The sequence below is a fragment of the Hymenobacter seoulensis genome (assembly GCF_054780535.1).
Window position 1 is genome coordinate 22,301 of record NZ_BAAGWD010000001.1, and the last position, 13,669, is coordinate 35,969.

Annotated in this window: 11 protein-coding genes; 5 read left to right on the top strand and 6 right to left on the bottom strand. The window is 56.6% G+C overall.

Going from position 1 to position 13,669, the window contains the following annotated elements:
• Positions 1-47 precede the first annotated feature (47 nt).
• Entirely contained in the window at positions 48-482 is a 435-nt protein-coding gene (locus tag ACYVHC_RS00105; RefSeq protein ID WP_460611622.1) for a nucleoside deaminase, read from the bottom strand.
• Positions 483-577: 95 nt separating this feature from the next.
• Between ACYVHC_RS00105 and ACYVHC_RS00110 the strand changes: the two genes are divergently transcribed.
• Positions 578-1,111 (top strand): hypothetical protein, encoded by a 534-nt coding sequence (locus ACYVHC_RS00110; RefSeq protein ID WP_460611623.1) that lies wholly within the window; start codon positions 578-580, stop codon positions 1,109-1,111.
• A 12-nt stretch (positions 1,112-1,123) separates the two neighbouring features.
• Here ACYVHC_RS00110 and ACYVHC_RS00115 read toward each other — a convergent pair whose 3' ends face one another.
• Positions 1,124-4,126, bottom strand: coding sequence for a PD-(D/E)XK nuclease family protein (locus tag ACYVHC_RS00115; protein ID WP_460611624.1), 3,003 nt, complete (start codon positions 4,124-4,126; stop codon positions 1,124-1,126).
• 93 nt (positions 4,127-4,219) lie between these two features.
• Between ACYVHC_RS00115 and ACYVHC_RS00120 the strand changes: the two genes are divergently transcribed.
• The 3 genes from ACYVHC_RS00120 to ACYVHC_RS00130 all read left to right on the top strand — a co-directional run bounded on the left by ACYVHC_RS00120 (position 4,220) and on the right by ACYVHC_RS00130 (position 6,725).
• Positions 4,220-4,903 (top strand): hypothetical protein, encoded by a 684-nt coding sequence (locus tag ACYVHC_RS00120; RefSeq protein ID WP_460611625.1) that lies wholly within the window; start codon positions 4,220-4,222, stop codon positions 4,901-4,903.
• Positions 4,904-4,913: 10 nt separating this feature from the next.
• Positions 4,914-6,137, top strand: coding sequence for a hypothetical protein (locus ACYVHC_RS00125; protein WP_460611626.1), 1,224 nt, complete (start codon positions 4,914-4,916; stop codon positions 6,135-6,137).
• A gap of 84 nt (positions 6,138-6,221) precedes the next feature.
• Positions 6,222-6,725 (top strand): vitamin K epoxide reductase family protein, encoded by a 504-nt coding sequence (locus ACYVHC_RS00130; protein ID WP_460611627.1) that lies wholly within the window; start codon positions 6,222-6,224, stop codon positions 6,723-6,725.
• Positions 6,726-6,799: 74 nt separating this feature from the next.
• Here the strand turns inward: ACYVHC_RS00130 and ACYVHC_RS00135 are convergent, their stop codons facing one another.
• The 4 genes from ACYVHC_RS00135 to ACYVHC_RS00150 form a co-directional block, all read right to left on the bottom strand.
• Entirely contained in the window at positions 6,800-8,062 is a 1,263-nt protein-coding gene (locus ACYVHC_RS00135) for a TCR/Tet family MFS transporter (protein WP_460611628.1), read from the bottom strand.
• 129 nt (positions 8,063-8,191) lie between these two features.
• Entirely contained in the window at positions 8,192-11,611 is a 3,420-nt protein-coding gene (locus tag ACYVHC_RS00140; protein WP_460611629.1) for a UvrD-helicase domain-containing protein, read from the bottom strand.
• Positions 11,612-11,680: 69 nt separating this feature from the next.
• On the bottom strand, positions 11,681-12,391 hold the full coding sequence (locus tag ACYVHC_RS00145; RefSeq protein WP_460611630.1) for a hypothetical protein: 711 nt from the start codon (positions 12,389-12,391) through the stop codon (positions 11,681-11,683).
• 67 nt (positions 12,392-12,458) lie between these two features.
• Positions 12,459-12,881, bottom strand: a complete 423-nt coding sequence (locus tag ACYVHC_RS00150; protein WP_460611631.1) for an acyl-CoA thioesterase — start codon at positions 12,879-12,881, stop codon at positions 12,459-12,461.
• 319 nt (positions 12,882-13,200) lie between these two features.
• On the opposite strand from ACYVHC_RS00150, the gene ACYVHC_RS00155 reads away from it, so the two are divergent.
• Positions 13,201-13,392, top strand: coding sequence for a cold-shock protein (locus tag ACYVHC_RS00155; RefSeq protein ID WP_044002346.1), 192 nt, complete (start codon positions 13,201-13,203; stop codon positions 13,390-13,392).
• The last annotated feature ends 277 nt before the right edge of the window (positions 13,393-13,669 follow it).

The following is a 13,669-nucleotide window of genomic DNA, read 5'->3' on the forward strand; positions in this document are numbered from 1 at the left end:
AATCGATAGGATAGGTTCAGATGAATAAACAGCCTAGTAAAGCTGGGTTACAGCTCCATAATGTCCTCGTTCCAGAGGGTGGGCTCGTCGCGGATGAAGTCTTCCATCATCTGCACGCACTCCGGTAGGTCCAGAATTACTACTTCCACCCCATGCGACTCCAGAAATTCCTTGGACTCGCCGAACGTGCGGGCTTCGCCCACTACCACCTTCGGAATCTTGAACTGCACGATGGTGCCGGCGCACATATAGCAGGGCATCAGGGTAGTGTACAGCACCGTGTCGCGGTAGGAACGCTGGCGGCCGGCGTTAAACAGCGCATCCATTTCGCCGTGCTTGATGGGGTTATCTTCCTGCACACGCTTGTTGCGGCCGCGGCTTACGATTTCGTCGCCACGGCGCAGCACTGAGCCAATCGGAATACCGCCTTCTTTTCGTCCTTGAAGGGCCTCCTCAATGGCGGCCTGCATGAATTTGTCCATAATATCGTGCGTAGTGAGGTACAGGCTTGAAGGGAAGCTAGTAATCTTGCAAAGGTATTTTTTATGGGGCAATAAGAGCTGTGCACACTAGAGTTATGCAAGAACAATTTACCCTTCGCCTGCTAGGCCTGCACTGGCTCGAAACCCTGTCGGCGGCGGAGGACCACTGTGCGCATAGTAAAGTAGAGGCTATCCTTGGCGGCGAGGTATTGTCGGATAGCACCAGCACCAGCTGGACGGTAAGCGCGGCAGCCCTGTTCCTTCTCCGAACATTAACCACCAATCATACACCGGAACACCCAGTCGGCGACCAGCTCTTGCCATGCTGTGGCTTCACGATGTGGCCGGACGTAACCAGTGACAACGTGTTAGTGCTGGGGTGCCCAAATGGGGTAGATTGGAGCGTAGAGCATCAAGGAAATGAAGTGCGGCTATGCGCGGCGGCTGGCCCGACTATAGTTATTCCACTAGCTGAATATCAGACGCAAGTGCTGCGGTTTGCTGATGAAGTAGAGCAATTTTATCTTAATAGCGAGCCCAAAGAGATTTCTGAGGATGAAGAGGACGCAAAGGGCTACGAGCTCTTTTGGGCCGAATGGCGCCGACGCCGGGCACAATGGCCCGCTTAATTAAAAACGTGCTTACCTAGCGCAAATGCCTTTGTAGGGGCAATACTGACACTTATCCTGGTCGTCGGTTTTACGGATAGGTTCTTCAGGGTCGAGGATGCGGTTGACGAGCTGACTGAGCAGTTGCTCGCTGTGCTGCACAAAATCTTGCCCGTCGGCAGTCAGAAAGCTCATATCCGCCGACATGGGGCCGGCGCCGAGGTTGCGCAGGGAAATGATGGCGGCATCGGCGGCGGGGCGGCCACCTTGGGCCAGCAAAAAGCGGTAGAGCCAGAGCTGGCGCACTTTATCGGCGGCCGGGGTAGCGTCGGTGAGCAGGCGCTGCACGGCCTCGGCAGGGCCTTCGCCGCGCTTGAGCAGTTGCAGGTGGTACTTTTCTACCATGCCCGTTTTGTAGTCTACAACCCGCAGGCGGCCATCGGGTAGCTGGTCCACACGGTCGGCGAAACCCACCAGGCTCACGGGTAGCTTTTCGCCGCTGGGCAGGGGCACGTACACGGTAGTTTGCAGGGCTTCTTCCTGGCTCTGGATGAGCAGGGGTAAGGCATCAGGCTGTTCGAGCAGGCTTTCGAGGTAGCGGCGCACGAGCTGGCTGGCCACCTGGCCCAGCACATGGTTCAGGCCCTCATCGGCGCGGGCGTGGCGGCCGTCTTCTTCTCGGCGCAGCGCTTTGGCCACCATGATGGGAGCCAGCTTCACCAGGCCTGGTATGTCGGTGGCCGTTATGGGCTGCTGGTTCTGCTGGAAGGGGCCAAGCAAGTCTTCCAACGCCTCGTGCACCACGGTTCCGAATCCATCGGGACCTAGGGCTTCTTCCACCTCGTCGTTTTCGCGGAAGCGGGCTACGCGTTGGAAATAGAACTGCAGGGAGCAGTTCAGGTATTGGTTTAAGCCCGTCGGCGACAGGCCTTTGGTCAGGACGCCGCGCAGGGCCAGCAGCATGCCCGCATCCTTTTCCAATACTAGGTCAGTGGTTTCGTTGGATGCTTCCAGGGCCGATGCGCCCGCGTGCGTTGGTGGCTCCGTGGCTTCCGGCTCCGCCGACGTCACCGTCAGGTCGCGTAGTACTAGGCCGGGGTTTTGTACGGCCAGGTCGTTTTCAATCTGAAGCAGAAAGCGACTTCGCTCGCCAGTGCGGGTTCCTTCGGCGCCGGGCAGAATATGGAGCAGGTCAATCTGGCGGGCGCGTTGCAACAGGCGCCAAAACTGGTGGGCCGTGGCGGCTTCGTGGTCGGCGTAGGTGGGGAGCTGGAACGTGGTGAGTACGTCGTAGGGGAACAGGGAGCTGTGGCGTTTGGGGGCCGGCAGCACGTTCTCGTTGCAGCTCAGAATAATGATATGGTCGAAGTCGAGGGCGCGGGTTTCCAGCAGACCCATCACCTGCACATCGGCAATGGGCTCGCCGCTGAAGGGTAGGCGGGTGGCCTTCATCTGCTCGTAGAGAAACCGCCGGAACGAGCGCACCGACAGGCGCTGCTCTCGGCAATCGAACACCGAATCGAGCCGCTTTACTAGGGTGAAAAACAGGTACAAGTACTCGGCCTCGATAGCCGAATGCTGGTCCTGGTAGGCTTGCTTGAGCAGGTTGATAAGGGTATAGCAGGCCGCAATAATATCGTCACAGTTGTTCCAGGTGGCAAACAGGGCGTGCAGTAGCTCGTGGCCGCGACCCAGCTCTACTAGCTCCTCGGCCGGCAGCAACACGGCGTGGCGCTTCACAATGGTGCGGCACACGTGGTCGAGCAGGCCGTGGTATGTGGGGTCTTCTTGTTTATCGAGCCACTGCTGATAGCGGCGCAAAAACGGGTGCTGGAGCAGCTTACTGACGGCCAAGTGGTGGTAGCGCGGAATGCCATAGCCGGTTTCCGGCGAGCCTTCCCGTACACCCGTCAGGTGCACTTCAAACAGCAAATCGACGAGGTTGAACAAGGGCGTGCTCTGGAAATTGAGTCCCATGGTTACGTTGTACTCCGGCACAGCATCCAGGGGCAAACCATGCAGCACGGGCAGCAGCAGGGTTTCGTCGGGCAGCACTACCGCTACCTTGGCCTTAGGGTTCAGCCGCCGTGATTCGGCTAGCAACTGGCCCGCTACTTTGCCTTGCATACTGGCGTTGGCCACGCCCACAAACCGCACCTCGCGCGGCAAGCCGCGCAGCAACTCGGCCGGACCGCCGAAGTTCTCCCACGGCAAATCAAACAGCTCCTGGTACTCGCGCAAGTGCTGACCGGCGCGGTTGGGTGAGCCGCGTTCCAGGTAAAATGCGTCGGCATCGAAGAACACCTCCGCTCGGTGAGCTTTGCGCAGCAGCCGGATCAGGCGTTCCTCAGCCTTCGAGAGCAAACCCAGCCCGATAAATACATGTTGGGGCAGCGTTTCATCTTTTTCCAGCCGGTCCTGCACGCGGTTTACGGCCAGGCGGTAGGCTAGGCCCGGGTAGGCGAGGTGGCTTTGCTCCATACGCCGGCGCAGGCGCCAGTACACTTTCTCGAGGTCATCCCAGAAGCGGAAATAGGCGGCCGTAGTGCTTTGGGGCGCGGGCTCAGCACCCAAGTCCCAGCGCTCCAACGCCTTGGCCTGGCTCAGGTACTCAAACACCTTTTTAGGCGAAGCCAGGTTCTGATCGAGGCTGGAGAAGTCCTGCACCAGCAGGCCCGACCAGCCCACAAACTGGTCAAAATCCAGCTTGGGGTCGATGTCGCGCAGAATCTCAAAGAGCAGGAGCTGCAGGGCAATGGGTTCCTCTACCTGCACGCCGGCCAGCTCCACCATGTAGTCTTCCATGGCCGCAATGCGCGGGCTCCAGACCGCTACCCCGGCTTCGGCGGCCAAGCTCAGCTCATTCTGCAAGTACACCACCGCCCGCCGCGTAGGCACCACCACCACCAAGTCCGACAACTCCCCGCTAGGCCCATACTTGGCCACTAGCTCCCGCGCCATCCGAGTAAGGAAAGGCGTGGTATCGGGGCGGTTCAGGAGCGGGGCGAGGGTAGCGGCGTCGGGGGCGGTAATCATACAGAGGTAAAGATAACGCCAGCAACGCTGGAAACGGTTTCTTGACAGCGGCCAGTTGTTACCTTCGTTGTATAGCTATACGCAGTTATTCAAGTGAAATTCAGTATCCAGAAAACCAGTATTCCACTACCTGCTTTACCTGCGGCAACTGTCGGGAGCAGGGTGGAGCATGGGCTACATATTGGCTTGGCACTGGTCGTTGGCATTCCTGTGCTGCTCGTGGTGGGAACGATAGGCGTGCTGGTCGGAGCAGGGGTATGGCTGCTGGAAGGTTTTAAACAAGTACTTGGCCTGCCTAAATCTACTACCCCACCTTCGGCAACAAAACCACCTCCACAGCATGTGTTTACTACTGCTCAGCTTAACCTGAGCAGCATGGCGGTAGATCTAGAAGATGAAGTTGGAGAGGCTTTTTCGGAGTGGAATTACGATGTTTTGGGGCCCTACTCACCTGGAGTTAGGCGGCTGATTACAACCCCTGAAATTCCTGGCTTGCACAGCCAACTGGTGGGTGCGTTGTGTCGGGAATGGCCCGACGGTATATTTCTCCAACTGTTTGAGCCTACTTTCAATCAGCCATCAGCTGGAACCTCATGGCTAGTATATCTGGAACTTGCTACCCTGAGCTTGCATAAGCTGGAAGAAGTCGGCGGCTTCTACTTATCGGCGAAATACACGGAACACGGTCTGTTTGAAGGTAAAGATGCTAATGGGGCGGCCGTGCAGTTTCGGGTAGAAGGTATTGAAGAGGCGTTCTTATCTTCTCCTGTTATTTAGTAAAATCTTTATGGCTCACATCTCGTGGCGCTTTCTGTTTTTGAGCTTGGCACTTGCTACCGCCTGCCAGCCGGAAAAACCCGCCGAGCAAGTTGCTGCCCCGCCGCTGGCGCCCGACTCACTGCAAACAGCTGTGGCTTCTCCTGCTCCAGTGGCGTTCGATGCGGTAGACTGGATGGGGAAGGGATTACCCGAAAAGGCTACCACGGACACTACCTTCCAAATTGACGGGAAGCTATACCGCCTGCGCCTGAGTGCCGAGGCCGACTCAACGCGTATGTTGCGCGTCGAGACAGACGGCATTGTAGGATCCGCTCTGGCCGCTGATAGCAACTTTGCCACCAACCAGCTAGTGCAAGGGCCCACGGGCTACTACCGCGTTGTGCTGACCACGGCAGCCGGCCAACCCGTGATGCGAAAGGAGTTTCGAAAATCAGATTTCTCTAAAGTGGTTGGGGCTGATATCGTTGTGGTAAGCGCCCCAATGCCGCCCCGCTTTCTGGGCTATTATCCGGAACTAGGTGGGCTGGCTTTCTGGCAGGAAATTGCAATTCCGGGCAGCGACGTGGGTAGCTACGTTTTCTTCCTGCTGGATATGCAAGGCAACGTCCATAACCTGTCCTTTGGAAACCACTTTGGGGAAGGCCAAGCAGATTGTGACCCGCTGCCCGCCCCGCACGGCGGCGCTTTTATCAGCTGCCAGCAGCTTTTGCGGGCGGGCCGCGCAGCACTACCCCTAAGAAAACCGCACGCCAACCTCGTTCTGGCTCGCTTTCTCTCTGATAGTACGCTGCTAACCATCTATCAGTACGGCGAATACATCGTGACGAATGATAGTCTTGGCAACGCGGAAAGTATGGTTTGGAAAGTGCCGCCCCACATGCGCAACAAACCCAATGCCTTTGTGCTAACCCTACAAGGCGAGAAAGTAGCCCAATTTCAGTACAATGGCTTTGCCAGCAACCTCGGGTATTATGTGCCGCGAACTTACGTGCCTGCTACTAACACCTACTACCTGCTGGATGAGGAGGGAGGATGTCTACGCCTGCTGAACAAGCAGAGACCAGCGGCCACACAGGAAGTAAAATTTCGGCAAATGACCCAATTCCGGCCGCCGGTCCGGCCATCCGAAATTCAGTTTTATATCGACGCGGAAGCGACACGTTTTGAATTCTACGCGGAAAAGGACCACCCCGAGCAGCTGCGCTACCGTCGGGTAAAACTGGCAAGCTAGTGCACTAGCGGCAAGCTGTTCCTAAACCCTACCCCCTCAGAAACACGTAACCCGGTAGCACTAACCACCTGCTATTCTTTTCTGATGGATCCTACCCAACTCAGCCTTGAACTACGTCATGGCAAAAGCGCCGACCTCAAACGCCGCCGCTGGATTATTGGCCTCTCCCTGCTAGGGGTGGTGGCGGGCCAAATCGTGAGCCTCTACCAAACCGGTATCATCAAGCACCTCCCCGATCCGCCCGTGGGTCCGTTTGACTCCGATAAAGTAGATGCCTCGGACTACGCCTACAAGCGTATGGATACGCCCGACGCGCTGCCCATGATTGTGACTTATGGCCTTACGGCCACTCTGGCCGGAGCCGGCGGCTTGCACCGAGCCACTACCCAGCCTATGTTGCCCGTGGCTATGGGCCTCAAAACCCTGTTCGATTCGCTGACTACCGTGAAGCTGGGTCAGGAAGAGTGGCAGGAGAATAAGGCTCTGTGTTTCTACTGCCAAGTCGCCACTGTGGCCTCGTTCGCTTCCCTAGCCCTCGCCGTACCGGAAGCCCTGAAAGGCGCTCGGAAGTTGCTGGGCAAGCGTTAAGCTTTCCTCCATAAAAAAGGCCCGTGCTACCGTAGCGCAGGCCTTTTTTATGGCTTCTAGAAAGCTGAGGTAAGCTAATGACCGGCATTCACAAGAGGTTCCGTTGCGTCGGGTTGGGTTGTGGGCACTACGTAGGAAGACAAGGAGCGGACCAGTAGCAGTAAACTCACCAGAATAAGAACTGCCCCCAGAATGAATGGCGCGCCGGGGAAGTAAATGGGCGCGCCGGGGCTAGTATAGTACGAAAATAGGTTGGTCATCAGGGGCGGGCCGATGATGGAGGTTACGCTCATCAGGCTAGTGAGGGCACCCTGTAGTTCGCCCTGCTCGGTGGGCGGCACTTGGCCGGAAATGATGCCTTGCAGCGCCGGTCCGGCAATACCGCCCAGGCAATAGGGCACCAAGAAAACAAACATCATCCAGCCTTTGGAAGCGAAGGCAAAGAGCAAGAAGCCAACGGCATACAGCGTCATGCCCAAAAATACCGACCGTTTCGGGCCCAGCAGCGGATTGATGCGTCGAATCAGGATGCCCTGTACTAGGGCTACCAGTAAGCCCAATGCCCCCAGCGAGTAGCCAATCCAAGCTTCGTCCCACTTAAACTTCTCAATTACATAGTACGACCACGTGGATTGCGTAGCATGGGCGGCTACGTAAATAAGTAGCATAGAGGCCACTAGTCCCGTGATAACGGGGTAGCGCCGCAGCATCTTCAGGGAGCCGAGGGGGCTAGCGCGCTTCCAGTCAAAGGGGCGGCGCTTCTCCACAGGCAACGACTCAGGCAGCACAAAATAGCCATACACCACATTCAGGAGCGTGATGGCGGCGGCAGCTAAAAACGGCACCTGATGGCCAAATTTGCCTAGTACGCCGCCTAGGGCAGGGCCGATAATAAACCCCAGACCGAAGGCAGCACCAATCATCCCAAAATTCTGGGCCCGCTCCTCCGGGGCTGATATATCGGCAATGTAGGCGGAGGCGGTGGTGAAGCTGGCCCCCATAACGCCTGCAATCAGGCGTCCGGCAAACAGCCACCCGATGTTGGGAGCAAAGGCTACTAGGATGTAATCAAGCCCAAACCCCAGCAAGGAAAGGAGCAGCACGGGCCGCCGCCCAAACCGGTCAGAGAGGTTGCCCATTACCGGCGAAAACAAGAACTGCATTACGGCAAAGGCAAACACCAGCCAACCGCCCACGCGAGCCGCGTCGCTGATAGTGCCACCGGTGAGGTGGCGGATCAGTGCCGGAATTACGGGCACAATAATTCCAATACCGATGACATCCAGCAACAGCGTCAGGAAAATGAAGCCAAGCGCGGCTTTGCGTGGAGCAGCCATAGAAGAAGGCAGATAAAAGGTACGAGTTGCAAAGGTAGCCTTTCCGTTAGCCTACGGGCCAGGAAACCTTCCGCTTCGCTTTGTATAACTGATTAGCGCTGGCAGCGTGTTGCATGCCTACGCCGCAACCTAAAACACAAACACTTCTTGCGTGTCAAAGTAGTAAAGTACGCAGTATACTTCCTCGTAGCCTAGCTGCCGAAATAGCTGGGCGTAGCGCTGTAGGGGCTGTCGGTGGCGCGGCTCGGGCGGCGGCACTTTAAAGTCAATGAGCGTAACGCGGCGGCCTGCTCCACTGGTCGTTTCGAAGACGATACGATCGGGCTTGTAGTCCTGCTTGCGCGTGCCGCCCACCAGAATTTCTCGCTCGGCCTCGGCCTCTACCTGTGCGCTGAAATAATGGCTCATTTGGGGATGCTCCGTTACCTCATGCAGGCGGCGTAGCAGCTCCGGCCGCTCGCGCGTGCTCACTAGGCCTTCTGCTACTAACTGGGCCGCTACCCGGTCAATCTCCGCAGCGCGCTTTACCCGGCGCAGGGCGTAATGCAGCTTGCGGTTCCACTCGCGTTGGGCCTGTTGGTCATCGAAATCGAAGACGGTGTTGGCGTGGCGCTTTAGGCGCAGGCGTTCTTCCCACGGAGTGCTTACGAGGTTGTAGAGGGGTAGGGACGTATTAGGTTGTGGCTCCTGGTTTTTGGGTGTGGGCACGAAGCCGTGCGCATCAGACAGCACGTAGGCCATCTGCTCATCGTCCCAGAGCACGGTACTGACAAGGTAGCGGTGCAGCAACTCGGCCACGGTTTTGGCCGGCTCCATCACTTCTGTTGTTTCACTATCCTTGCCGGCCTTGGTGGGTTTGGGCTTGCGGCTGATGGCGTACAGGCGGTGACGCGGCCTGGTGAAAGCCACGTACAGCATGTTCAGGCCTTCCAAGAAAGTCTTTTCGGTTTCCTCAGTGTATTGCGTGGCCAGCGGCGTGCGCAGTAGCGCCTGGGTTTGGGGCAGCACAGCCACCGCAGGCATGTCGGCAAGGGGTTTATCGGCGGTATTAGCTAGGCGTCCCCACAGCAGCGTGCCCATGTACGGCCTCAACGACCAGTCGGCAAACGGTACAATCACTACTCCATAGGCCAAGCCTTTGGCTTTGTGCACTGTGGTGATGGTGATGGCGTCGCGGCCGGCGGGTGCGTTGATGCTGAGGCTGCTTTTGCGCTGGTCCCAGTAGGCCAGGAAGTTGTTGAGGTTGTTGCCAAACCGCAGGCTGTACTCCAAGGTCAGGTCCAGAAACCGGAACAGGTATTCCTGCTCCGCTACCCTGTGCAGCAGCCCAAACAGCCCGATAAGGCGCTCTGTCAGCTCATACAACCCCAGGTTGCCGGTTTCCCGCTCTTGCACATCATAGCCTAGGGTGCGTAGCTCGTCAAAAAAAGGCTGTACTGATTCGTTGTTGGCCAGCTCTGACCAGCGGCGGGCGCGCTCCGGGGTAGGGTCTTGGCCGCGTACTACCCTGTCTACGAGCAGCAAAGCCTCGGCCCGGGCCAGGGTATCGGCGGGCTGGTTTAGCACCCGAAATAGGGCCACCAGCAGGTTGACCACCTCAGCAAACTCCAGGGAAAGTGAGTCGGCGGAAATAATATCGTAGCCACGCTCTTTCAGGAACTTAGCTACCCGGCGGCTCTGGTCGCGGCGCCGGCAGAGCACGGCTACATCCTGCAGCCGAAACCCATCGGCCACGGCTTTTTCCACCAGCTGCAGCGTGAGGTACAGGGTGCTTTCGTTGTAGTCCAGCGTCTGGCCGGTGGTGTAGCCCGGCAGGTGCTCGGGCGTGTACGTGCCAATGGCTGCATCGTAGCGGCAGGCGGGCGCGTCATCCTCCGTGAACAGCAGCTCTATGTGGCCCGGCGTGCCCAAGGCCGTTGCGGGCGCCTGCTGCGTAAAGTCGGCATCATAGATACCCTGCACCAGTGGCAAGGAGGCGTGCGTGGCGCTGATTTGGGTGAAGAAGCTGTTGTTGAACTGGATGATGGCCGGAGCCGAGCGGTAGTTAGTGTTCAAGTTGGCCGCTACCAGGCTCTGATCCAAAGTTTGATAACGGGATGCCAGCAAATTGCGCAGCTCTTCATCGGTAGCTTTCAAATACAGCTGCTCGGTCTGGCCCTGGTATAGGCGCAGGATCTGCTCCATCTCACCCCCGCGCCAGCGGTAAATGGCCTGCTTGGCGTCGCCTACGGCCAAGCTGAGGTTGCCCCCAGCCACGGCGTTTTCTACCAGCGGCAACAGGTTATTCCATTGCAATACGGAGGTGTCTTGAAACTCATCAATCAGCAAATGCAGATACCGCTCGCCCATGCGCTCATACAGAAACGGCACGGGTTCGCGCAGCACAATTTGGGCAATGCGGCGGTTGAATTCGGCAATCAGTACTACCCCCCGGTCGCGGCTCAACTGGTCTACTGATTTGCTTAGCTCGCTGAGCAGGCTTACCTGAAAAAGATAGGGTAGCATGCCCGTTACTAGCAGATAGTCGGGTAGGAGGGTAGCGCGCATTTTCTCCACTAGCTCGTAGGCCGAGAGCAGAGCCGGCTTCACGGCATCTACCCGCGCTTTGTCGGCTGCGGTTTTCACCTTACTGCTATACCATTTGTCTTGCTCCACGGTGGCGCGCACGTAGGAGTTGGCTTCTTTATCGGCTTGCAGGCGTTCTTCCCACCTAGTAAGGTAGCCTAGTAGGCCACTTCGGCCCTGGTACAAGTCGGAATCCGCGACGCCAGCCGTGTCCACGGCTTCCTGGGCAACCTGCGCCACCTGCCGGAAGGCATCTTCAATTTCGGCTTTGCGCTGGCGCAGGGCCTCGTGCAGGCGGCGATAATCCTGCATACTCAGCTTCTGGAGCTGCTCCACCGCTTCGTGTACCGGCTCACTAAGCAGAAACTGCCCAAACTCGACGAGCTCTTCCGGCAGGTTGTTCCAGCTGCGGCCTTCGTCGGCTTTGTTGAGGGCGAAATCAGAGATAGTGCGCGAAAGTAAAGCCGCGTTGGGGTCACGGTTTACGCGGTCGAGGAGCAGGGCTACGGCGCTTTGCAGCACGGTGGCGCTGTCCAGCTCTACCTCAAATGTTGCGGGCAACCCTAGCTCGCGGGTAAATGCAGTAACAATGCGCTGCACAAATGAGTCGATGGTGCTGACCGCAAAATCGGCGTAGTGGTAGAGCACCAGCCGAAAGGTATGCGCCGCCCGCTCCCGCAGTACCCGTTGCCGTTCCTCAGGCGTTTCGAGGTGGGCCAGGGGACCTTCAGCGGCCAACTCCTCCGCTATTTCGGTGAGCAGCTCATCTTGTTCTCCTTCTGCTAGTTGTGCAAACCGGCGTAAGGCCCCAATAATGCGCTCCTTCATCTCACCCGCCGCATCATTGGTAAACGTAATGGCCAGAATCCGCTTGAAGTACGCCGCCTCATCAGTGCCCAGAGCCAGCTTCAGGTATTCTTTGGTGAGCTGGTAGGTTTTGCCGGAGCCGGCTGAGGATGAGTAAATGCGGAATGTGGCGGGCATTGGAGGATAATCGGGTGCGAATGAAGAAGTTTGCCCGAGGTGAATAGCCGTATCTAGTAGAATTAGAGTCTATTCTTCCTCTTTGTTGGTGGGGGCCGAAGGGGCTTGGTTTTCGACGGTAATTTTGGTAGCGCCGGCGCGTTGGATCATTACCTGTTTGCCTACTTCCGTGAGGTTGCGGCTCTCGTAAATCTTCATGGCCGTAGAAATATCGATGGCCTGCCGAGTCTGCTCATCCAGATCGAAGGTGAGTGTAATAAAGTTCAGGTGCACCCCTAACGGCTCCAACACCTTATTCGACTGCACTAACAAGCTGTTCTCGATTTCGGCCTGGTCCAGCTCTACTATATCTTCTGTGAGAAACAGCGCTTTGCTCACGTCTCGGATCCGCTTGTCGATAACCATGTTTTCGGCTCCCTCAAATGCAGCTGGACTGAGTGCATCGTTGCTGTCGGCGTGGGCATTGGCTTTGCCCAAATACTTTGCCTGCCGGATAAACGCCAGTGGATCAATAATCGAGTAGTCGTAGTCGATATGTACCGAGGCCCGGACCCGATCCTTGAGGTTGGTAATGAACCGGCTATCCCCCTGCATTGGAAAGTTGGGAATAACCACTTTCATGTAGCACGGATTCATCGTGCCTTTCGGGACGGCGTCACCCGCCGCAATTTTGCTCCATTGCATGCCACAATCATTAGAAACCAACACCTGTTGGTTTGATTTGGCATAGTTGCAGCTGGCCAAAAGGCTAGTAAGTAGCAGAGCGGAGAGGGGACGCATGACAGCAATAATCTTAGTTAAGCAGGAAGATAAAGGAGTTCACTAAGGTAGTGAGGCACTATGCAATTCACTCCACCGATCCCCACAGCCGATTTATTACCTCTGGTTCCACGCGTACAGGTCGTTTGGTGGTTGGGTCCAGTAGCACCCACTGGGTTTCGGCCTCACAGAGCAGCTTGTTATCACTAGCCCGCTCAATGCGCACAAACCGCTGGCACTGAGCGCCGCGTACTTCTCCAATCCAGGTAGTGCAACGCAGTTCCTCGCCTAATAAGGCAGGGTGGTGATACTTCACCCTATGTTCGCGTACCACCCAAATGTAGCGTTCCCGCTCACCGGCAGGGTAGGCTGTATTCCAGTGCGCTCCGGCCGTGTCCTGCACCCAACGCACGTACTGTATATTGTTGGCGTGGTCGAGCTCATCGATGTCCTGAGGCTGAACCGTAAGAAGGCGAGAGAAGCGGAAGGCGGGCTGACTAGATGTTTGCATCAGAGCAAAGGTATCGGGCTCACAACAAAATATGGGGTTAGCCGAAAGAAGTAGGGTGATAGAAAAAGAAAATAAGATGCTATTTGAAGCTATTCAATTGATTGACAATCAGGGATTAAATGCATTTATGGCGTTGTTGAGCTTCCGCAGAGGATTTACGTGACTTTAACTGCTAGCTATTCCACATCTAAAATATCCGTGTATATTTGAATCACATTAAGAAAACGCGGTTTCACCGTCCTGTTGAGTACTTCCTTTTGGGAGGGAAAGCAGAGTTGAGTGCGCTTTCCGAAAAAACATCCATCATCACCAGAGTACCATGCAGACAGGAACTGTAAAATTCTTCAACGAAACCAAAGGTTTCGGCTTTATCAAAGTTGACGAAACCGGCGAGGACGTGTTCGTTCACGTAACCGAGTGCATCGACGAGATTCGCGACAAAGACAAGGTTGAATTCGAAATCGCTCAGGGCAAAAAAGGCCCCAACGCCGTGAAAGTGAAGCTGGCTTAGTCCAGTATCCTTCTCGGATATCTTAGAAAAGCAGGCTCCTGACGAGCCTGCTTTTTTTGTGCCCTGATGGTGCCTATATAGATGGAATTGCCTAGGCCATGTATCAGGTTCAACCTGTTTTGGGCACGCGGCGTTTAAGTGGCAAGCACTTCACCACCCGGTGGGGGCTAGCCTGATTATGGCAGGAGTTATGCAAATATCATTATTTCTCCCTACCTTTGCAGCCGCATTTGAGAACGGCCACGTTCCGCGCAGCTTGAGAGCTGCCTTAAAGAAA